Consider the following 21909-nt stretch of genomic DNA (forward strand, 5'->3'; position numbering starts at 1 on the left):
AACGATAGTATATGAGCAGCGCATACATCAATGTTCATTGCGCCTCTTATACACAAACGTTTGCAATAAAAATAATAATAGCAGATTTTGCTGCAAAATCGCCAAAAATAGGGATTTTCTTCACATTTAATTTTGATTTCATCGCGTAACGACATGCAAAAAATGACAACGTTTGACATTGCTGTTGCATGTAGTAATATAAAAGTATTGGTTCGGGCGTCGACGCTCGTACAAGCGTTGTACTCAAGGAGGAGAAAGTGACGAGTCATGATTAATATGAGTGGAAAAGCAATACGCAAATGGTGGGCGTTATTCGCTTTGCCAACGTTTGCTGCTTTTGTAATCGGCTTTTTAGTGCCATTCGTAATGGGTGTGTATCTTAGCTTTACTAAGTTCCATACTGTTACGGATGGAAAGTTTGTGGGTATTCGCAATTATCGCAAGGCTTTGCGTGATCCTCATTTTATTCATTCGTTGATTTTCACAACTGCTTTTACTGTTGTAACAACAGTTGTTATTAACGTTATTGCTTTTGCAATTGCGTATATGCTTACAAAGAAGTTCAAAGGTTCAAACTTATTCCGTACAGTGTTCTTTATGCCAAATCTTATTGGTGGCATTGTTTTGGGCTATGTTTGGCAAGTAGTGCTTAATGGTATTTTAGGCTACTTTGGTCGTGCTATTACGTATTCTGCGACGTACGGATTCTGGGGCATGGTTCTTTTGATATGCTGGCAGCAAATCGGTTATATGATGATTATTTACATTGCTGGTTTGCAGGCGCTTCCAGGAGATGTTATTGAGGCGGCAGCTGTTGATGGCGCAAGCCCAACGCAAACGCTGTTTAAGATTACGATTCCTCTTATGATGCCGTCTATTACAGTGTGCACATTCTTGACTGTTACAAACGGATTCAAGCTGTTCGATCAGAACTTGGCGTTGACTAATGGTGCTCCTTCCAGAAAGTCGGAGATGTTGGCATTGAACATTTTCAACACGTTCTACGGAAGAATCAATGGTGAAGGCGTCGGTCAGGCAAAGGCAGTCATATTCTTCATCATTGTGGCTGTAATTGCTTTGATTCAGAACAGGTTGACAACGTCTAAGGAGGTGGCAGCATGAACGAGAAGACTAAGCATCCTGTGCTTTGGACCACGCTTTTTGCTGTAGTGAGTTTGTTGTGGATTTTCCCAATTGCGTTAGTGTTTATGAACTCCTTTAAGTCAAAGGTGTATATTGCTAGCGAACCATTTTCACTTACTCCAAAGTCGTTTATTGGTTTTGACAACTACGTTCTTGGCATTAATCGCACCAACTTGCTTATGAGCTTCTGGTGGACAATTGTTGTAACAGTTGGCTCCGTAATTTTGATTCTGCTTTGCACTTCTATGTGTGCTTGGTGGATTGTGCGAGTAAACAATTGGGCTGCAAAGTCGCTTTACGTGTTGTTCTTGTTCAACATGATTGTGCCATTCCAGATGGTTATGTTCACTCTTTCCAACATCACTACAAAGCTTGGATTGAACACCCCTTGGGGATTGTGGATTATCTACCTTGGTTTCGGCGCAGGTTTGGCTGTGTTTATTTTCACGGGCGTTGTGAAGGGTATTCCTCAGGAATTGGAAGAGTCCGCAATGATTGATGGTGCTTCAGTGCCTCGCATATTCTTCCAGATTATTGTTCCAATTATGAGACCTGCAATTATATCAGTTTCTATCTTGCAAACAATGTGGATTTGGAATGACTTCCTTCTTCCTTACCTCACTTTGGATTTGAACAAGTATAAGACTGTTTCGATTGCAGTTCAATATTTGAAGGGTGGTTATGGTTCCGTTGAAATGGGTGCCATGATGGGCTGCTTGGTTCTTGCCATTCTTCCAATTATTATCTTCTACCTCATCTGCCAGAAGTATATTATCAAAGGCGTTATGGCTGGTGCGGTAAAAGGCTGAGGTCCTTTCTCCTTCGGACCTCGGTTGCATGATGATGGTGGTTGCAAAACTTTGCTTCCACCATCATTTGTGTTTAAGTGTATTTTTTAGTGTATTGTTATTTTAGATTTGTTTTAGATTGCGTTTAACTATGCGGGAGTGGTTGTAATGATTTCTTTTGGCAGCCCCGATTCAAAGTTTGCTCAAGGAATGGAATCATTTGCAGATGCAGTATGGCTTACCATTTTAATGATTATTACGAGTATTCCGATTATAACGATTGGCGCCTCTATTACAGCTGCTCATGAAACTGCTAGAAGGATTGAACGCGGAGAAGCGCACACAACTTCAATCTATTTTAAGTCTTTTAAAAATAATTTTGTTAAATCTACTATTATTTGGATAATTTTGCTTCCGATTCTTGTGGCAATTGTAGGGTCTTGGATTTTTCTGCAACTTACGCCACTTTTAATAATAAAGTTTGCGATCAGTATTTTATGGGTTTTGGTTGCTCAATGGGTGTTTGCTCTTCAAGCAAGATTTGAAAATTCTGTTGGTAGAACCTTGATTAATTCGTTGATTTTTAGCGTATCTTACATTGCAACTACTTTTATGATGGTTTTGCTTGACTTTGTATTTTTTGCGCTTGTCTATTTATCTTTAAAGTATTTTTTGCAGGGATTGCCATTGTTGATTTTGTTAGGATGGGGGTCTTTGATTATGCTCCACACTCCGCTGCTTGAACGCGTGTTTGCAAAATACGTTAAAACAAGTGGTAAGTGATTTGTGAATTGACATTAGTAACCCGAGAATTAGATGTAACCAAGTAATCGGGTATTCGGATAACTGGGTAATCAGGGGTAACTAGGTATCCGTGTATTCTGCAAAATAATTAATGAGGCGAACACCATCACGGATGCTCGCCTCATTTGGGACATCATTACAAGGTGCTTTAAATGTGCAACTATGCGCAAATCCTAACACCATGTCGGGGAGGGAAACAAGTTACTCTTAACAGATAACCATGCCCTTTCATTATACTCTAAATAGCTTTATTTATAAAGGTTTTCACCCTTTCTTTTTTGTTGTTTTTATTATTGTTTTTATTGTTATTTTGGCTTAAATTCTAATTATTTTTTGCCGTTCATAACAGCTGCCATAGAAAGCACTCTAGGTGACTTAAACACTTCGTCGGTATGAACAACATTGCCATCTTTGTCAGCCAAAGGAATGCGCCAATTTGGATATTCTGTACTGGTTCCAGGCTGATTCTGCGAACGCTTTTCTCCAACTGCGTCAACGAGCGCCACTTGCAAAAGCAAAGATGGGGAAGTGCGCATAATCGCATGCATAGCCTCCACAATCTCTTGCACATGGTCTTCTACATGTTCGGCAGCATCCTTGCTAATCCATCCGCCTTCCAAAAGCATCTTCATCATGGCGTCTCGCTCGGCGCTAGCAGCCTTCTGGAAGCTTTCTACAGAATCGGTAAGCAAATGAAGCTCCTCGCGAAGCTTAACATGCTCAAAAGCAAGGTATCCAGCTGTAGGCGGCATGTCGTGAGTTGTAACAGATGCCAAAGCGTATTCGCGGTATGTAGAAGGGTTTGCAAATATAATCTGCTTTTTACCAGCCTTCTTAGCGGCTTTTTCTGCATCGTCGTTGTGAGTGAACCATTCAACAACAGTTCCAAGAATTCCGTGCGAGGCAAGAACCTTAGAAACATATGCTGGAACAGTGCCCAAATCTTCGCCAATCACCAATCCGCCTGCGCGAGTTGCCTCAATACTAAGAACAGCAAGCATAGCATCCACGTTGTAGTACACGTAAGCACCGTTTTTAGCTCCTTGACCTTGCGGAATCCACCATAAGCGGAAAAGACCGAGCACGTGGTCAATGCGAACCGCGCCAGCATGCAAGAACACGTTGTGAACCATGTCTCGGTATGCAATGTATCCAGTTTCGTCTAGATAATTAGGGTCAAATGGAGGCTGACCCCAATCTTGACCTTGCTGGTTGTAGAAGTCTGGAGGTGCACCAACGCTAACGCCGTTAGCAAATCGTTCTGGGCTCCACCACACATCTGCACCATAACCGTGAACACCAACAGCCATGTCTTGCATAAGACCAATCGCCATTCCAGCGGCTTTAGCTTCGGCATGGGCAGCTGCAACCTGCTCGTCTGCAATCCACTGCAGCCAGCGGTGGAACTCCAACAAGTCGGCGTGCTCGCGCTTAAGCGCGTCAATCTGAGGAGTGCCCTTGCCAGTGGTATCAAACCAAAGGTTATCTCCCCAAGGAGCGCCCCAAACTTCAAAGGCTACGCACCAAGTCGCAAAAGCGTCTAAGTCTTCTCCAGAACGCGCCTTAAAGTCTGCGAAATCCTGCTCGCGTTCTGCGCTTCTAGGCTGCTCAAAAATCATCTTTAATGCTGGTAGTTTTGCACTCCAAGCAGCGTTAATATCCATAGGATTTGGATCGTTGTTTTGCGCTTCAACCGACTCGTGCAGAGCTTCCACTTGTTCTCTCTGGCTATCGCTTAATTGCGCGTATTCTGGAATATCCTGTGGGCGAATATAAGTTACGTTTAAGAATCTGCGCGACTCAGGCAAATAAGGCGAAGGCTCTAGAGGCGCTACTGGTGCGCAAGCGTGAATTGGGTTTATAAGCATGAAGTCGGCTTTGCCAATGCTACCCGCGTCTTTAAGCAGCCTACGCAAGTCGCCATAATCGCCAACTCCCCAAGATTCCTTTGATCGCACGGAGTAGAGCTGAGTCATGTAGCCCCAGCGATGGCGTTCCTGAACGCTTTGTGGAAGAGGGATTCTTGCTGGAGCAGAAATCAGTGTAACCTGAGCATGCAAGGCACATTCGTCATCTACAGTTGCTTTCAGAGTGTGGTAGCCCATTGGCAAATCTTCTGGAAGCTCCAGCAACAAATCGCCATCTTTGCTTGTCTTAAAGTTATTAAGAGGCTTATCAGGCGTATCCTCGTATTCTGTTCCGTCTTCTAAAGTCAGCGTTACATGAATCTTGCTTGGGTCGATTGCACTGCCGCCAGTGTGCACAGGCACTATTGTTTTTGTGCCATTAAAGCATACAACGGTTGGTGGCAGAAGTTCGTTATCTCGCTTTTCTTGCACTAGTTTTAGTGAGTTTGCAATATTTTCCTCTGTATCTGCTTGCCAACCTAGTGCATCTAGCACGCCAACAAGAGCTTCATCGGTAATTTCCGTATAGTCGCCTAGTTGGTCGATGTAGAAAGTTGCAACTCCGCAGGCTTTTGCTAGCTGAATTAGTGGACGATTGAGTCGTTCTGCGCTTTCTTCTACGGGCACAGGCGTGGCAGCCTTTGTTTTGGCGTTGTCTGTTGTGCTCATGATGCTCCTTTGTTAATCAGTGGCACATGTAATCTCGTCGCATCGATGTTTGTTTGCAAACGATGTCGAAGAGTGCGATTTCTCAACACATCACTGGATTGAGGCACGCTCTAGCTAACCATTATATTAAGTATTGATATCGTTTGCAATATTGGCGATTTTAGTGGGATTTAACAAAAACCGCATTAACAAAAACCGCAGAAAGCTAAATGCCAACTGCGGTTTTGTTATTTGTTATTTGCGATTATTTGCGCATGTTCACTACTTGCGACTACTTGCGACGGATGCGCATAAAGTGCCATCCTGCTCCGATTGCTGCGATTCCAGCAGTTATGCTGCCAGCAACAGCTGCGATTAGCGTTGTGTTGTTGCCAGCGGCGTGCTCACCGTTGTTTGCGCCAGATGCCTGAGCGCTCTTATCGCTGCTATTGTCTTCGCTCTTTGAGTCTTCGTTCTTGGAGTCTTCGTTCTTGGAGTCTTCGGATTCCTTCTGATTTTCATCTTTTGCGGAATCTTTAGATGTGTTCTTGGACTCTTCGCTCTTTGTTGTGCTTGCGGAGTTTGCTGTAGGAGCAGCAGGAGCAGCAGATGCAGGAGCTGCAGCAGATGCTGCAGCACGAGGCGTGCGTGCAGGAGTCTCTGCGGTTGCTTGCGACTTATCGGTAGCATTTTCTACGAGCTCTTCTGCAGCTTTTGCTGTATGCGCAGGCTCCGTTTGGTTCGCTGGAACAGCACTGTGCTTAGGGGCAGCCTGTGGTGCAGACTGTGGAGCAGAAGGAGCCGAAGCCTGTGGAGTGCTTGGTGCAGCGTTGTTCTGTGGCGCATTCTGTGGAGTGCTTGGAGCTGGAGCAGGAGCTGGTGTAGAAGGAGCTGGCTTCTGAACCTGTGGATTCAAAGATTCCTCAGCCTGCTGCTTTGCTGCAGTGAGACTCTTTTCCACATTGTTCAACGTTTGTGTTGATTTATCAAGTTCTTTAGATCGATTAGCAACCTCTTTTATCATTAAATCAAAAGCGAATTCGATGGTTTGGGAGCTTGCAGCATACTTTGAAATAAGTGTACGCTTGGTCTCTTCAATTGAAGCTTTTAGCTCTAAGATCTTTGCTTTAGTTGCTTCAACATTAGTTTTCGCTTCATTTAGTTTTTGCTTTGCTGTTTCAGCAAGTTGTTTAGTCGCCTCGACATTAGTTTTAGCTTCGGATATTTCTTTATCGATTCGCTTCAAGTCTTCTTTCAGTTGATTAAGATTCTTTTCGGCGGTATCCTTATCCATTTTAGCGTTTTCAAAATTAGCTTTTTCATCTTGAACTTTTTTCTCTGCTTTTTGTGCTTCTTCTGTTATTGCCAGTAAGTTTTGAGCAGCATTTTCTGCCGCCTCTTTAGCTTTTTCTGCATCTCTGCTAGCGACGTTTAGATCTTTTTCAGCATCTTGTTTAGATTCTTTTAGCTCTTTTATAGTATTCTCAAGCTCAGCTAGTTCGGATTCTTTATCTGAAACTTTTTTAGCTAAAGAATTAGATTCAGACTTCTTCTCATTGGCAGCTTTTCGAGCATCTTTTGCATTATCAGAAATTCTTGTTAAAGAATTTATCTCAGAAGTCAATTCAGAAATTGTATCTAATAGATCTCTTATTTGACTACTTTTATCTGCTTCGGCAAGTTCTTTTTGAGCGGTTTCAGCCTCTTTTCTTAGTTTTTCACTTCTTCGATTAGCTTCTTCAACTATTGGCTTAAGATTTTCAACTTCGTCTCTGGCAGATTCATATTCTGTTTTAGCTTTGTGCAGTTTATCAACATATCCAGGAGTACTATATTTTGAAGTATCTTTTTCTAAAGATGTATATTCTTTAGATGCGCGTTTATATTCAGCGTCTTTTCCTTCATATTCTTTTTGTTTTTGGGCAGCAGTTTTTTCTGCTTCTTCAGCTTGTTTTTTAGTCGAAGCAACTTTTTCTTTTAACTGATTAATTTTGTTTTGATCATTGTCAGCATCAAGAGTTTTTAGATTTTCTTCTGCAGTTTTAATTTGCTTAGTAATGTTCTCAATCTTATTATCGACGCCTTCAGCAGCTGCTTCCTTTTGCTGTGCTTCTTTTTCAATCTTTTCAGCTTCTGCCTTAGCAGATTCAGACTTTTGCTTGGCTTCAGCTAACTCTGCTTCAAGCTTAGATTTAGCCTTTTCTTCATTTGCTAAATCTTCTGTAGTTTCTTCGTTGTCATCTTTTGCGTCCTCAGCAAGTTCATCTTTTGCAGCTTTTTCTTCAGACCTAATTTTGTTCACTTGATCAGCATTTTGTCTAGCCTCGTCAGTCACTTTCTTGGCTTTTTCTGCCTCTTCTACGGCTTTATTCTTCTCTTCAATGCGCTGCTTGGCATTTGCTATATTCTGAGTCTCTGTTTCTATTTTCTTATTGGTCTCAGCAATGCTATTTTCTGCATTATTTTTCTTTTCTACAGCTTCATTAATTTTTCTTGCAGTATCTTCAGCTTCTTGTTTTGCTTCTTCTACAGCTTTATTTGCTTCATCATGCTTATTCTTAGCTTCTATTTGTAACTTCTTTGATTCTTCGACTTTTTGGAGTATTTCTGCATTTGCTGGAGTGTTATTCTTAGGTGTGCCTGAACCTTGAACCGTTCCAGGATTTTCTTTCTCTTGCTTGCCGGCAGCAGCGTCGCCAGTAACAGGCGAGTTAACGGTTTGTGGTTTAAAATCTTCTGGACCATAAGAAACAACATTGCTAACAGCATCAAAACCAGTGTCGGATATGGTCTTAACCTGTGCTGCTGGATGATTGGACGTATCTGTTGTAGTCGCGTCTGCTGCGTTGGCAGCGTTTGCAATGCTTATGCTTCCAATAAGAGCCAAAGAGCTTGCGCCCAAAGAGATAGCGGCTGCAATCTTAGCGTTCATATTTACCTCATTCTTCAAATCATTTAGGTTTGGGTGTGGGGGTATTTGTTTAATTATCAAGTTGTAAGATCAAAGCGCTGGCATACAATCCGTGTCTGTATTGCGTCTCTGTCTTGTTTCTAGACTTTCTACTCTTCTCTACTCTGCATATTTCTCCACTTTGCATATACACAATAGGGGTATAAAGTATAAAAGTTATTCTAACAGAATCACAGGAATAATTCGCTCACTTTGGCAAGTTATAAGGAACAATTAAGGAAATTACAAGGATTCGCCTTGAAATATTAGTATCCGACTCAGTATTCGAAAATATTGGGTTATTCCCCAAAATATTAATATTCAATCATAAGCCAAAAAATAATCCCGACTTTGTTCCCAAATCACAGGAATAAGAGAACAAAATCGGGATAAATTGCGAGCCGAGCGCGCTCAAGAACTCAAGCAATCAAGCGCGCTTGCGACTCAACACAACGAATGTACGCGGCGGCACATGAACCGCACGCTGAGAGCCATTATCATCGCACAGCATAGAAACGCAGCTGCCAGAGTCGTGCCCCGTCCACTTAGCAAAATACTCAGTGGAATCCAACACGCAGCGCCACAGGCTTGCAGATTTAGCAGGCAAATCAATCGTTGCAGACGCATCATTCATAGGGTTCACACACACAATCAAGTCGCTTCCAATCTGCTCCGCAAGAACAGTATTATCAGACGCAGTAAGGTGAGTGCGCTTAGCATCATAAAACTCAGCATTCTTAGCGCGAAGTTTTATAAGCGCACTATACCATTCTACAAGCGGTTGGAATCGCTCAGCTCTAGACCAATCAAGCTGGTTCATAAGAACGCCGCGATTATAAGAATTATCGCAACCATGCTTAGTGCGACCAAACTCCTCGCCTCCAAGCATAAACGGCATACCAGCAGAACACAAAATCAATCCAGCACTGAGAATATTAGCGCTAAAAATGTCTGCAACGCTGTTTGGATCGCTTGCGTCAAAATCGCAGCTAGACGCGTTATCGCGCATAGAAATACACAGCTTATCCCACAAAGTCAAATCGTCGTGAGCAGAAACATACTGCACAATTTGACCAACACTTTTACCAGCACAAGGCATACCACGCCAGCCATTAAACGCGTTTCGCACAGGATCCGCCGTCCAAAACTCATTGCCATTTACATATCCGCGGTCATGATGATCCATAACATTGCCCTTAAGCGTGTCACGAGACTCATCGCTAAACCACCCGATTCTAGAATCAAGGAATCCTCGCCCATCTTTATCTCCCATAGGGCAATCATCAGGTACAGCTGCAGCATCCGCGCCCCACGGCTCGCCATACATAAGAATATCTTTGCCGCCATCAAGCTTATCTAATTCTGCGCGAATCATGTTCAACGTTTCCGCATCCGTTAATCCCATAAGGTCAAATCTAAAACCATCCACATGGTAGCAGCGCGCCCAATGCAAAATAGACTCAATCATAAAACGCCTAAACATTGGGTGATCGGAAGCCATTTCGTTACCGCAGCCAGAACCGTTTGCAAAAGACCCATCAGACTTACGTCTGCAGAAATAGCCTGGGGCGACACTTTCAAACACATTTGACGCAGCCTCAAACATGTGGTTATAAACAACATCCATAACTACGCGCATGCCATTCTTGTGCAAAGCGCCAATCATCGCCTTGCACTCGCGTATTCTTGCCGTACCGTCGTATGGATTGCTAGAGTAAGCACCCTCCGGCACATTGTACGCATGTGGATCGTAGCCCCAATTGTAAAGCGAATCCACGCTATCACCGTTTTTGCGAGCAGACGAAATCGCAACCTCATCCACAGTCGCAAAATCGTAGATTGGCATTAGTTGAACGTGAGTTACGCCAAGTTTTTTAAGATAGTCGATTCCAGTAGGGAAGTTGTTATCTGAATCTAAAGTCGTATGCGAATCTGTAAAAGCAAGATACTGACCACTATGTTCTGGCTTAAATCCGCCATTAGGATTGCTGCTAAAGTCTTCAACATGCGTTTCCCAAACAACCGTCGCATGGCGTACAAACTCTGGCGACTTATCTTTGTGCCAGTCAGCTGGGCTAACGCGTTCCTCACTTACAACCATGCTGCGCTCGCCATTTACGCCACTAGCAACACCCCAAGGGTCACTTGTACGATTCACTTTTCCATCAGCAAAAGTCACCAGAAAATCGTAATAAACGCCATCTAGCCTTTGCAATATTGAAGTTCTCCATGCGCCGTCGCGCAATGGCTTTAAATTACGTGTTTTGAAAGGTTCGCTGTTGTTTCCTGTTTCAAAAAGTCTTAGCGTCACGCATGATGCGGTTGGCGCCCAAACTGTGAATGTTGTTGATTTTTCATTAAGCGAGCATCCAAGCTGACCCGAGTACACTGGCCATTGTGTTGAAGACGTGAACGTCATGTAATATATCCTTCTTTTAATTATTCAGAAGAAAATGAAGGTCGAAACGCTTTAAAACGCTCGACCCCCATTTTCAATTAAACCCCACAATTGATGTAGAGGTTACTATCCCTTAACAGAGCCAGACATCGACTCTTCATAGAATCGCTGCATGACAATAAACAGGATTGCAATCGGAATGGAAACGCACACAGCTCCAGCGGAGAATCGTGCGAACCAGTGATTGATGTATTCTCTCTGCAACATCTGGTACAAGCCCAAAGCCACAGTGTAATTATCTTGAGTACGGGCAATAGTCTTAACCAAAACGAAGTCAAGCCATGGACCCAAGAAGCTAACAATAGCCTGGAACACAATCATAGGCTTGCAGATTGGAAGAATAATTTTCCAGAATACTTGCCAAGTTGTGCATCCATCCAAATAAGCGGCTTCATCCAAAGACTTTGGAATCGTGTCCATATAGCCCTTCATAACGTAGAAGCCCATGCCGCTACCAGCAGAGTAAACGATTATAAGGGAAATAAGAACAACAGAACCATTCGTCAAGCCAAAAGCCTTCAAAATGAAGTAGATAGCAATAACTGCCATGATGCCTGGGAACATACCAAGAATCAAAGCAATGTTCATAAATGTCTTACGACCGCGGAAACGCAAACGAGACATGCAGAACGCTACTACAAGCACGAAGAACAGAGAGATAATGCACACGAAAATAGACACAATCAAGGTGTTTAAGAACATTCGTGGGAAGTCAAGAACTTCTCGCTCAGTAAACAGCTGAATGTAATTATTAAACGTGTACTTAGTTGGGAAGAACGTTGTCTGATATGGTGCAGTGTTCTGGTTAAAGCTTTCCAAGAACACCCAAACGATTGGCGCAAGCCAAATCACAGCCATAACAATCAGGAACAGATGAGCTACAATGTCTCCGAATATGCGGCGTATACGCTGATCGCGCCAGAACGGGACGCTACGTACACTATGCACAGTCTGTTCGCCTTGCATAAGATCCTTCTTATTACTCACCGGAATCCCTCCTCATTCTTGTAGGAGCCAGAGTTGCGGTATGTTATCAAAGCAACAATCGCAAGCACAATGAATGTCATAATGCCGATTACCGCGCCCATGCTGTAGTTATCTTTATCAACCGTAAGCTTGTACAGCCAGGTGATGAGCAAATCAGTCTTACCTGCAGAAGAACCAATTGGTGTTGGCTCGCCGCCAGACAACAGGTAAATAACGTTGAAGTTATTAACGTTTCCAGTGAAGGTGGTGATCAGGTATGGAGTCATAACAAAGAAGATGTATGGCATAGTGACGTTCATGAAACGCTGCCACCAGCTTGCACCGTCAAGCTCTGCGGCTTCGTAAAGTTCAGCTGGAACGTTCTGCAAAATACCAGTGATCTGCATGATGGTGTAAGGAATACCAACCCAAAGGTTGATGAGAATAACCGTAACCCTTGCCCAAGTAGCATCCTGGAAGAACGGTAGTGGAGAATGGATCCAGCCAGAAGATATAAGAAGACGGTTAATAGCGCCATCTCTTTGCAACATGCTGTGCATAACAAGCAAGGACACAAACTGTGGGACAGCAATGGTCAAAGAGAAGCAGATACGCCACAAGCTCTTAAGACGAGTGGTGCGCCTGTTAATAATCATTGCCATAAACATGCCGAAGAAGAAGTTCAAGAATGTAGCGAAGAAAGCCCAAACAAGGGTCCAAATCAAAACATCAAAGAAGATTCCAGCATTAATGGTTCCAGTTGTATTTCCAAGAATCTTAAAGAAGTTGTTTAAACCAACCCAATGGAACAGCAATGTGTGGTCACGATCATAGTTTGTGAATGCCATCGAAATCATGAACACCAATGGCAAAACCGTGAACAAAACAATTCCAGCGGTTGGAAGAGTCATAAAACCAACGTGCGCATGGCGGTCGAGCAAAGACTCAACATCTTTAACAAAAGTAATAGGCTTTTCTCCGCGTGCTGCAAAAGCCTGAGCTTTGTATGCGCTACGCAAAGACAAAGTAGCTAAATAAATTAAAACAACAATTGCTGCAATGCTCATAACGCCATACAGCAAAATTTCAACAGAATTATCTCCAGCCACATAGTGCCAGAAGCCGTTAATCTTTACTCTACCCTGCTTCTTAGTACCAAGAGTACCGAATTTTGGTAGATATTCAGCGCCAGTTGTGGCCAAGAAGGCAAGAACTCCAGCCTCGCATAGAATGAATACGAGACCTTTCACGTACTGTTTGCGAACGAAGTTACCAAAACCGAAGATAATTATCGAAACCCAAGACAGTACGTCTGCGTGCTTTGCAGCCTCCTGTAATGAGTATTGCGAAGGGGCAATGTATTCATCGGCAGCAGGTGCCTTCTTACGCTTCCCTCGCTTGGTGGATGTCGTGCCAGTCATGACATGCCTTTCGTAAAATTGTGGGGCTTTTTACAAGCAAAAGACGCCCCGCCCCGATTTTAAAATCCTTAGGGGAGCGGGGCGTCCTTGCCGTGTGTTCTCTAAATATTATTTTCTTTTAAAAGAATTTAATATTTAGAGAACAGTCGTAAGTCAATACTTACTTCTTGAGAGCTTCCTCGAAGCCCTTCTGGAAGTCTGCAATCTTTGCAGCAGCGTTACCATCATTGACTTCCTTATTTGCCAATGCAGTACCGAAGGTCTTCATTGGATCCCAGAAGGCACCCATTTCTGGAACGGTTGGCTGCAAGACAGAAGTCTTAGCAATGGTGTTCATCTGAGCCACAGCGGCTGGGTTGTCCTTAACGAGATCAGCCAAAGACTTAGCAACTGGGATATCGCCGTGAAGCTTGTACATCTGCTCCTGGGATTCCTTAGAACCGAGGAATGCAGCGAACTTAGCGGCCATCTCTGGAGCCTTGGAGTTAGGGTTGTAAGCAATAGCCTTAGAGCCAGCGAAGGACTTCATCTGATGTTCGCCATCTTCAGACTTGAACTTTGGAAGCTGAGCAGCAGCGTAGTTGTCGCCCAAAGCCTTCTTTACATCGCCAGCATCCCAAGAGCCAGAGAAGTAAGCGTCAACGGTGTGGTTCTTAATGCCAGCTAAGCCAGCGCCATCGCCATCCATTACGAAGTTCTTGTTCTGAATGAACTTTGCAACATACTTGGTGATTTCGGCAGCCTTATCACCAATCTTGATGCCAGCCTTGCCATCGTTGCTCTTCTCGCCGAAGAGGGTCATGTTGCCATCGAGGTAGAAGCCTGGAAGGTACCAAGCGTTGCTGATATCGAAAGCAACCTTGCCCTTTTCGAGCATCTTATCGAGGGACTTAACGTCTTCGTCGGAGAACTTGGACTTATCGTAGTACATGAACCAAGTGTTGCCCATGTATGGAACGCCATAAAGCTTGCCATCCTGAGCGGTTACAGACTGGATGATGGTATCATCGTTGTCTTCCTTAACCTGCTTGGCAGCGTCGTCGCTCAACTCGCCAATTGCATTTGCCTTTACCAAGTCGCCGAGCTGATCGTTAGGGAACAGGTAAACGTCGGCAGCAGCCTTAGCGTCCTGCTTAACGGTCTTAGCAGCATCTGGTGGAGCAACAACAGCGTTCTTAAAAGTAACCTCTGGGTGATCCTTCTTGAAGGCTTTCTCCATAGCCTGAATCCAGCCGCCAGCCTTCTGATCTTCGGAAGAAGACCACACGGTGAGCTTTACTGGGTTTGCCTTGTTGCTGGAGCCAGCGTTGGTGCTAGAACCGCATGCAGCAAATCCAAACATTGTAGCGATTGCGAGGCCTGCGCCCAGCACTTTCTTCATATTCGTCATCCTTGACCTCCTATATCATGCCAGCTTGGCATGTTCTTTGGTGGCATAGTAACAGATTCCATGCGACGCAACATCGCATTTTGCTGCGTTGAGCAGTGTCGCATTTTTATTGAAATCCGTATATAAGCAATGTGTAGTATACACGGATATAAAAGTGTTAGCAAATCATGTCGCAAGTGATTAGAAAAATTGTTTGTAAAGTGACTTTTTAGCTTTAGAAAATCGTATTTTATTCCATAACTCAGTAAATTTAACGGAATTTTATTTTGATTGCGCTCCAACCTGTCTTCGCGCTTGTAGCGTAGCGCGAAGACAATTTGGAGCGCTGAGCTTGCTCAAAGTTGAAAGCACAGTGTGCTTTCAACGCAAGCGAAGACGTTCGCGCGCTTAGACCGCGCGAACGATGTGACGCATTTTGTAGCTCAAAACGGCGCGTCGAGCAACAAAAAGCGGAAAAGTAAGAAAGTGAATAGTAAAATAAAGTCGGACAAGTCAAAAGTTAATATACGCAAAAGTTAATATACGCCAACAAAACGGGGGAAATATGCAAAACGAACATGCACAATGGCTGCGCGACGCCGTGTTCTACGAAATCTATCCACAAAGCTTCTACGATTCAAACGGCGACGGAATCGGCGATATTCCAGGCATAATCGAAAAACTCGACTACGTAAAATCGCTTGGATGCAATGCGATCTGGCTAAATCCTTGCTACGATTCGCCATTTAAAGACGCGGGTTACGATGTGCGCGACTACAAAAAAGTGGCAGCGCGCTACGGCACGAATGAGGATTTGCAACGTCTTTTTAGCGAAGCACACAATCGCGGAATGCACATTTTGCTAGACCTTGTTCCAGGGCACACAAGCGAAGAGCACGAGTGGTTTAAGCAAAGCTCGCGCGCGCAAGAAAACGAGTTTAGCAAGCGATATATATGGACCGACAGCGCGTTTAGCGGCTATTCCATGCCGTTTATTGGCGGCGAAAGCGAGCGAGATGCCACGTATATTCTGAACTTCTTTAAATGCCAGCCAGCGCTAAATTACGGCTTTGCGCATAGGGATCGCGCGTGGCAATCCGCGCCAGATTCTAATGAGGCTGCGCAAACGCGTGCCGCGATGGTTGATGTTATGCGATTCTGGCTTGCGCTCGGTGCGGACGGATTCCGCGTAGACATGGCGGATTCGCTTGTAAAAAACGACGACAACAATGGCGAGGGAAGCCTTGGCAAAGACAACACGATTCGCGCATGGCAAGAGATGCTGGGTGCTGTAAAGGCCGAGTATCCGCAGGCTGCTTTCGTTTCGGAGTGGGGCAGGCCTCGTCAGGCGCTGGCTGCTGGATTCGACATGGACTTCTATTTGAATTGGTGCTGGGATGGGAATCCGAACGGTTACGCGCGCTTGGCTCGCGATGTGGATAATGCGCTAGACAGCAATCCCGAGCACGACCACAGCTACTTTAATGCGCGCGGCGGCGGCAGCATTTGCCCATTTTTAGACGATTATTGCCCACAGTATGAGGCCACTTGCAACGAGGGTTATTTTAGCTTTATAACGTGCAATCATGATACTCCACGCCTGGCTCCGCGATTAAGCGAGCGCGAAAGGCGGATTGCGTTTGGCATGATTCTTACAATGCCAGGTGTGCCGTTTGTGTATTACGGCGACGAAATCGGCATGAAATATCGCGATATTCCTACAAAAGAGGGCGGTTATGCGCGCACGGGCACGCGTACGCCAATGCAGTGGGATGATTCTAAGAATTTTGGATTCTCCACGGCTGCAAAGTCGAAGTTGTACTTGCCTGTTGAGGCGCGCGCGGATGGAAGGACTTGCGCAAACTCGCGTAAGCAGGCCGTGCAAAGTGGCGAGATTCCAACGGTTTTGGGTCAGGAGCAGGATGGCGATTCGCTGCTTAACTGGGTGCGCGCGCTGATTGCTTTGCGTCACGAGTGCGCGGCATTGCACGCGGATGCCACTTGGCGAGTGTTGCACGCTCCTGTGGATGGTCGCAGTTTTGCGTACGAGCGATGTGCGGCTGAGTCGAATGGTGAATGCTCTACAAATCGATGCGTTGTGGTTATGAATCCTGGATTAAACGAGGAGACGATTTCGCTTAGTGCGCTTGCAGGGCTTACAACAGAGGCGATTTTGCAGCCGCGGATTTCGGTTGGAGCGGTTGCTTGCGATTCTTCCGCGCTTAAACTCGGCGCGCAGTCCTTCGCAGCGTTTGCTTTGTAATCCGTTTTATTATTTGGTATTGCGCGCCTTCCTTGCTTGGTATTGCGCGGGCGAATCGAGGTGACTTCTCGCGCATTCTTGCGCGAGGGCTGGGTGTTTCTTGTCTCACAACGCTCCGCCTATTACGTGTAGTCTGTCGTTGCGGTTGTTCCGATTTGGCTTTGATTTTGTTTTTAGGTTGAAGTTTGTTTGTAGGGTGATTCATTGGATTATTGGGTATCGGCTGCCGCTCTTATACTGTTCGACCAAGAATCACCCAGCCCTCTTACGTGCTTGAGCAATTGCGTATAGCTTAAACACTGAGATTCTCGATTTTTCTTGCTCTCTCGTCGAGTCACCATCGTAGGACTGCGAATCGACTTGCATGAGCGCTTAAAGCGTAGCGCGCGAATGCACTTCGATTCGCTGAGCTTGCTCAAAGTTGAAAGCACAGTGTGCTTTCAATGCAAGCGAAGACGTGAGCGCGGCTAATCCGCGCGAGCGATACGCCTCTTTCGCTGCGAAAAATCTCGAATCTCTACCCAGCTTGGCGTAGTATACGTATTTATATACGCACTTAACGCCACGCGTGCGAGCAAGAGGTGAATTATGGACGCGCTAAAACTCAAAATCCGCGCAGACAAGAACATAAAAATGGGGATTACTCTCAAAAAGTTCAAGCTGCTCGGCGCTGTAATGATGATGCTCAGCGCGTTCGGCACAACCGTGATTCCGCACCTTTTTGGCGGCCTTTCCAGCACTAATATGTGGAGCCTCACCGCTGCCGTAGTGTGCGAAGTTGTAAGCTGGTCGGCCCTGCCATGGTATGCGTGGCTGCTCGTTCGCGGATATCAAAACACGCATAACCTCAACCTTTACACGCTTCGTCTGCTTGTGCTGGCTCTTATTTGCGAGGTTCCATACGACTTTACAACCTTTGGCTGCGCTTTCGATATGCGCTCGCAAAATCCAGTGTTTGGGCTTGTTATTGCGCTGTTTGTGCTTTCGGGAATCGACATGGTTCGCGCGCGTTTTAGTGGCGCGCAAAAAGTGGCGTCAATCGCAGTGATTTTGGTTGCAGGAATATTGTGGAATCTTTTCGGAAGAGTCGGCTTTAGGCAGAATATTTTTTGGGGCGGAGCTTTACTTTTAGGATTTGTTCTTATCTTTAGATTCCTAGAAAACCACGAGATTCGCATGGAGCTGATTGCTGGCGCTTTCGGCGCTATGTCGCTTTTGGCGCCTGGCGTTGGCGTGGCTGTGTTGCATTACCGCAGTCCGTATGGCGACGGCCCTAAGCAAACTAAGCAATTCCGCTGGCTTATGTATGCGTGGTATCCGCTTATGCTTGTAATCGCAAGCGTGTTCACGATTCTGCTTTAGGCGCTATCTTAAGCCTTTATCTTTAGCCTTTATATATACGTTGTAATTTTTTATTTAGTCTTGAGAAGAGTGGCGTAATTTTTACGGCTCGGTTGCTGGCGACTTTTCCGCGGCGCGTATCGTTTTGTAAATGCAAACGTTTGCTGTATGATTTTGGAAGATGCAACGCAGCAACATAATTAATGCAGCACAAGCAAAAGCAATGCAGCACAAGCAAAAGCAAAAAGCAAAGAAACAAAGCAAAGAGGCGTAAAATGACTTTGAATCCGCAAGAATCGCAAAATATTCAAGACGCGCAAAATATTCAAGACGCGCACATTTTTTACGATTACGCTAAAAATCCGCTAGCTAAGGCAAAAGAATCGCAGGTTATAAGCGGCAAAAATTGGCGAATTACGTTAATCACGGATTCGCTTGTGCGCCTTGAGTGGAGCGAAAATGGCGGATTTGTAGACGCGCCTACGCAAACAGTTGTAAGGCGAAACTTTGAGGGCAACGCGCAGTTTGCCGCGGAAAAATCGCCAGCAACCGAAGATGAAGCATCGCGCGCTTTTAATCCAAAATCTGTTAATCCAAAATATAGTGTAAAAAACTTGGAAAATGGCTGGATAGAAGTCGAAACCGAAAAACTGCTGATCACGTACAACCAGCAGCCGTTTAGCAAAGAGGGCTTGAGCATTGTTGTGCGCGGAGTGCCAGGCTCGCAATTCAACACGTGGCATTACGGCGACGAGTGCCACGGCAATTTGCTTGGCACAGCGCGAACAGTGGACGAGGCGGATGGAGCCGTAAAGCTTGGAACGGGCGTAATATCTCGCGACGGGTGGGCCGTGTTAGACGATTCGCGCTCGGCAAAAATCTCGTATGCGGCTGCTGTTGATGGAAAAGAAAACCCATACGGGGCATGGGTGGAGCCGCGCGCAAAGGCGGATGGCAGTGTGCCTGGCGAATCCTCTAAAGACTTATACTTCTTTGGCTACGGTCACAACTATATAGGCGCAATTCGCGACTTTTACAAGCTTACGGGCGCGCAGCCGCTTCTTCCGCGATTCGCGCTAAGCAACTGGTGGAGCAGGTACTACAGGTACAGTCAAGACGAATATTTGCAGCTGATGAGCCGATTTAAGCGCGAAGGCATACCGTTCTCCACGGCAGTAATCGACATGGATTGGCACGTAACGGATGTTGACCCAAAGTATGGTTCGGGATGGACGGGCTACACGTGGAACCGCGATCTATTCCCAAATCACCGCGCGTTTTTGCGCAGCCTTGCCAGCGAAGGGCTTTCTGCAACGCTTAATTTGCACCCGAGAGACGGCGTGCGCGCGTTTGAAGAAGACTATGCGCAAGTTGCGCGCGATATGGGGATTGACCCACAAAGCGGCAAGGCAGTTGAGTTTGACCTTACAAATCCGCGCTTTTTGAACGCGTACCTAAACTTGCATCGGCGCATGGAGAGCGAGGGCGTTAGGTTCTGGTGGATTGACTGGCAGCAGGGCGGAGTTACAAAGCAGGCTGGGCTTGATCCGCTTTGGATGCTTAACCACGTGCATTACCAGGATTCGGGGCGCGGCGGCGCGTGGCCGCTAACATTCTCGCGCTACGCGGGGCCTGGTTCGCACCGCTACCCAGTGGGATTCTCGGGAGATAGCGTAACAACGTGGGATTCGCTGGCTTTCCAAACCTACTTTACGGCCACAGCTTCCAACATTGGATACGGTTGGTGGAGTCACGATATTGGCGGTCACATGCTTGGCGTGCGATGCGATGAGTTGGAGGCGCGCTGGTACGCTTTCGGCGCGTTTAGCCCGATTAATCGCCTTCACTCCAGCTGCTCGCCGTTTGCTGGCAAAGAGCCGTGGAACTTCCCTGCCGAGACGCGAAATGCGATGGTTAAAATGCTGCGACTTCGCGCGCAATTGATGCCTTATTTGTATACGATGAATTATCGCGCGGCGGTTTGCGGCAGGCCGATCGTAGAGCCAATGTATTGGCAATCGCCAGAAACACCTGCAGCATACGAGATGCCGAACGAGTACCGTTTTGGCAGCCAGCTTGTTGTTGCGCCAATCGTTAGCAAGGGGTGCGCGCAAGTTGAGCGCGGGTGCACTGCCGTTTGGCTTCCAGAAGGCGATTGGTACGATTTCTTTGATGGAAGGCGCTATGTTTCGCGCGGCGGTGCTGGGCGCAGATTTGAGGTTTGGCGAGGAATCGACCGCGTGCCGGCGTTTGCGCGCGCTGGTGCCATTATTCCAATGCAAGTTTTGCCAAGTGAGGCGTCTTGTGCAAGTAGCGAGCAGGCGGCGGCTGCGGTTAATAGCATTGAAAATCCGCGATCTTTGCGCGTTCTCGCATTCCCGGGGGATTGCGGCGAGTTTGTGATGCGCGAAGATAACGGACGATTTGAAGACGCGTGCGCTGGGAAAACTGCCGATACACGCATGGAGTTGATTTGGCGCGACTCCTGCGATGGTGACAGCAACGCGTCTACACAATTTGTGATCAACTCTGCAAAGGGTTGCGATAATGCTGTTGCTTCGCTGCCTTCTGAGCGCGATTGGAGCGTGGTGTTTAGAGGCGTGGCTCGCCCGGACTTTTCGCGCGTTCGCGTTTTTGTTGGGGAAAATCAGCTTGAATCTAAGGCTGTAGAAGTTTCATATGAAGGCGAAGAGGGCGACTTAAGCCTTACTGTTTCCGTGCGCAACGTGCCTGTTGGCGATTGCGTGCGCATAATTGTTGACGGCGGTTTGCAAATTACGCAAGACCCTAAGGTTGGCGATTGCTACAGACTGCTTCTTAAAGCGCAAGTGCCATACCGCGGCAAGGAGATTGCTTTTGACGCGATTCGCCAAGCTGGTGGCAGTGCGAGTGCTATAAGTGAGCTTTGCGCGCTTGAGTACACTAGTGAGAGCGAGTTTGAGCGCCATCAGCAAAGCGTTGACTTGACTAACGCACATGCTCCGCAGCACCCAGAGGTTGCTAAGTGGGCACAATGGAAGTGCACGTTGCCTGATTCGGTTAAGCGCGCACTTGAGGAGATTTTACTTCGTAGCGCTGAGCTTGCTTAAGGTTGAAAGCACAGTGTGCTTTCAACGCAAGCGAAGACGTGAGCGCAGCTAATCTGCGCGAACGATATTTCCTACTTAACGTTGCTGAGGGCTGGGTGCTTCTACGTTCGCGCGGATTAGCTGCGCTCACGCCTTCGCCGCATGTAAAGTCCACTGGACTTTACATTTAAGCGGCTCAGCGAATCGAGGTGACTTCTCGCGCGCTATGCAGCTCGAAGTCGTCGATTCGCACAACGCTCCGCCTCTTACGTGTTTTCTGGTGTTGCGGTTGTTCCGATTTGGCTTTGATTTTGTTTTTGGGTTGAAGTTTGTTTGTAGTGGTTGATCATTGGATTATTTTGTATCGGCTGCCGCTCTTATACTGTTCGACCAAGAATCACCCAGCCCTCTTACGTACTAAAACAATTGCGTAGCGTTTATCACCGAGATTCTCGATTTTTCTTGCTCTCTCGGCGAGTCACCATCTAGCGACGCTGAGGCTCGCTTCGATAGCTGCGAAAAATCTCGAATCTCTACCGCGCTGCAGAGGGTCTAAAAATGTGATTTGTATCATATACAAATGTTTAGATGAGTGAGCTAAAAATGGCGGTTGACTTGCCAGAACTGCAAGAATTTTTGAAAAAATTATTTCGCAAAAACCCTTGAAATAAAAGGCTTGGGGGGGGGGGGGTATGTATCCCCCAAAGCTATAAACATTTGTTAGTTATCTTCAAAATTTTTTCTAAAATGTTATAATGACTTCTCAAAGGATGGTTACATCAT

Annotated in this window: 13 protein-coding genes; 6 read left to right on the forward strand and 7 right to left on the reverse strand. The window is 46.0% G+C overall.

The window, feature by feature from the left end; all coding sequences use genetic code 11:
• Positions 1-267 precede the first annotated feature (267 nt).
• From HXT20_RS00515 to HXT20_RS00525, 3 genes are all read left to right on the forward strand, one after another.
• Positions 268-1122: a carbohydrate ABC transporter permease gene (locus HXT20_RS00515; RefSeq protein ID WP_014554297.1), complete on the forward strand. Its 855-nt coding sequence runs from the start codon at positions 268-270 to the stop codon at positions 1120-1122.
• Entirely contained in the window at positions 1119-1952 is an 834-nt protein-coding gene (locus tag HXT20_RS00520; RefSeq protein ID WP_415681543.1) for a carbohydrate ABC transporter permease, read from the forward strand. Before HXT20_RS00515 ends, HXT20_RS00520 begins: the two co-directional genes overlap by 4 nt.
• Positions 1953-2099: 147 nt before the next feature.
• Complete coding sequence (locus tag HXT20_RS00525) at positions 2100-2714, forward strand: DUF624 domain-containing protein (protein ID WP_004113779.1); 615 nt, start codon at positions 2100-2102, stop codon at positions 2712-2714.
• A gap of 347 nt (positions 2715-3061) precedes the next feature.
• On the opposite strand, the gene malQ is transcribed toward HXT20_RS00525, so the two are convergent.
• From malQ to HXT20_RS00555, 6 genes are all read right to left on the reverse strand, one after another.
• Positions 3062-5311: a 4-alpha-glucanotransferase gene (gene malQ, locus HXT20_RS00530; RefSeq protein ID WP_422114354.1), complete on the reverse strand. Its 2250-nt coding sequence runs from the start codon at positions 5309-5311 to the stop codon at positions 3062-3064.
• 271 nt (positions 5312-5582) lie between these two features.
• Positions 5583-8222: a hypothetical protein gene (locus HXT20_RS00535; RefSeq protein ID WP_422114355.1), complete on the reverse strand. Its 2640-nt coding sequence runs from the start codon at positions 8220-8222 to the stop codon at positions 5583-5585.
• Positions 8223-8667: 445 nt separating this feature from the next.
• Positions 8668-10659, reverse strand: coding sequence for a type I pullulanase (gene pulA / locus HXT20_RS00540; RefSeq protein WP_422114356.1), 1992 nt, complete (start codon positions 10657-10659; stop codon positions 8668-8670).
• Between the two features lie 105 nt (positions 10660-10764).
• Entirely contained in the window at positions 10765-11685 is a 921-nt protein-coding gene (locus tag HXT20_RS00545; RefSeq protein WP_004113786.1) for a sugar ABC transporter permease, read from the reverse strand.
• A complete protein-coding gene (locus HXT20_RS00550; protein ID WP_004118135.1) occupies positions 11682-13085 on the reverse strand; it encodes a carbohydrate ABC transporter permease in 1404 nt (467 codons plus the stop codon). The genes HXT20_RS00545 and HXT20_RS00550 overlap by 4 nt, the downstream gene beginning before the upstream one ends.
• A gap of 160 nt (positions 13086-13245) precedes the next feature.
• The gene (locus HXT20_RS00555; protein WP_174191162.1) at positions 13246-14475 is read right to left on the reverse strand and encodes an extracellular solute-binding protein; all 1230 of its coding nucleotides are present in this window, start codon (positions 14473-14475) and stop codon (positions 13246-13248) included.
• A 544-nt stretch (positions 14476-15019) separates the two neighbouring features.
• Between HXT20_RS00555 and HXT20_RS00560 the strand changes: the two genes are divergently transcribed.
• From HXT20_RS00560 to HXT20_RS00570, 3 genes are all read left to right on the forward strand, one after another.
• Complete coding sequence (locus HXT20_RS00560) at positions 15020-16717, forward strand: alpha-amylase family glycosyl hydrolase (protein WP_422114357.1); 1698 nt, start codon at positions 15020-15022, stop codon at positions 16715-16717.
• A gap of 588 nt (positions 16718-17305) precedes the next feature.
• Positions 17306-18079 carry a TraX family protein gene (locus HXT20_RS00565; RefSeq protein WP_422114358.1) on the forward strand — a complete coding sequence of 258 codons (774 nt, stop codon included), beginning with the start codon at positions 17306-17308 and terminating at the stop codon, positions 18077-18079.
• A gap of 254 nt (positions 18080-18333) precedes the next feature.
• On the forward strand, positions 18334-21147 hold the full coding sequence (locus tag HXT20_RS00570; RefSeq protein WP_422114359.1) for a TIM-barrel domain-containing protein: 2814 nt from the start codon (positions 18334-18336) through the stop codon (positions 21145-21147).
• Here HXT20_RS00570 and HXT20_RS00575 read toward each other — a convergent pair.
• Positions 21098-21277 carry a hypothetical protein gene (locus tag HXT20_RS00575; protein WP_422114455.1) on the reverse strand — a complete coding sequence of 60 codons (180 nt, stop codon included), beginning with the start codon at positions 21275-21277 and terminating at the stop codon, positions 21098-21100. The two genes, HXT20_RS00570 and HXT20_RS00575, sit on opposite strands and share 50 nt — an antisense overlap.
• Between the last annotated feature and the right edge of the window lie 632 nt (positions 21278-21909).

The organism is Gardnerella sp. DNF00109, from assembly GCF_049262845.1.
GTDB classification, from domain to species: Bacteria; Actinomycetota; Actinomycetes; order Actinomycetales; family Bifidobacteriaceae; genus Bifidobacterium; species Bifidobacterium vaginale.

What these genes read in the sequence shown, in the direction of transcription:
- HXT20_RS00570 (WP_422114359.1), top strand. Translation starts at nt 18,334, where the DNA reads ATGACTTTGAATCCGCAAGAATCGCAAAATATTCAAGACGCGCAAAAT.
- HXT20_RS00520 (WP_415681543.1), top strand. Translation starts at nt 1,119, where the DNA reads ATGAACGAGAAGACTAAGCATCCTGTGCTTTGGACCACGCTTTTTGCT.
- pulA (WP_422114356.1), bottom strand. Translation starts at nt 10,659, where the DNA reads ATGACGTTCACGTCTTCAACACAATGGCCAGTGTACTCGGGTCAGCTT.
- HXT20_RS00535 (WP_422114355.1), bottom strand. Translation starts at nt 8,222, where the DNA reads ATGAACGCTAAGATTGCAGCCGCTATCTCTTTGGGCGCAAGCTCTTTG.
- HXT20_RS00515 (WP_014554297.1), top strand. Translation starts at nt 268, where the DNA reads ATGATTAATATGAGTGGAAAAGCAATACGCAAATGGTGGGCGTTATTC.
- HXT20_RS00560 (WP_422114357.1), top strand. Translation starts at nt 15,020, where the DNA reads ATGCAAAACGAACATGCACAATGGCTGCGCGACGCCGTGTTCTACGAA.
- HXT20_RS00555 (WP_174191162.1), bottom strand. Translation starts at nt 14,475, where the DNA reads ATGACGAATATGAAGAAAGTGCTGGGCGCAGGCCTCGCAATCGCTACA.
- malQ (WP_422114354.1), bottom strand. Translation starts at nt 5,311, where the DNA reads ATGAGCACAACAGACAACGCCAAAACAAAGGCTGCCACGCCTGTGCCC.
- HXT20_RS00565 (WP_422114358.1), top strand. Translation starts at nt 17,306, where the DNA reads ATGGACGCGCTAAAACTCAAAATCCGCGCAGACAAGAACATAAAAATG.
- HXT20_RS00525 (WP_004113779.1), top strand. Translation starts at nt 2,100, where the DNA reads ATGATTTCTTTTGGCAGCCCCGATTCAAAGTTTGCTCAAGGAATGGAA.
- HXT20_RS00550 (WP_004118135.1), bottom strand. Translation starts at nt 13,085, where the DNA reads ATGACTGGCACGACATCCACCAAGCGAGGGAAGCGTAAGAAGGCACCT.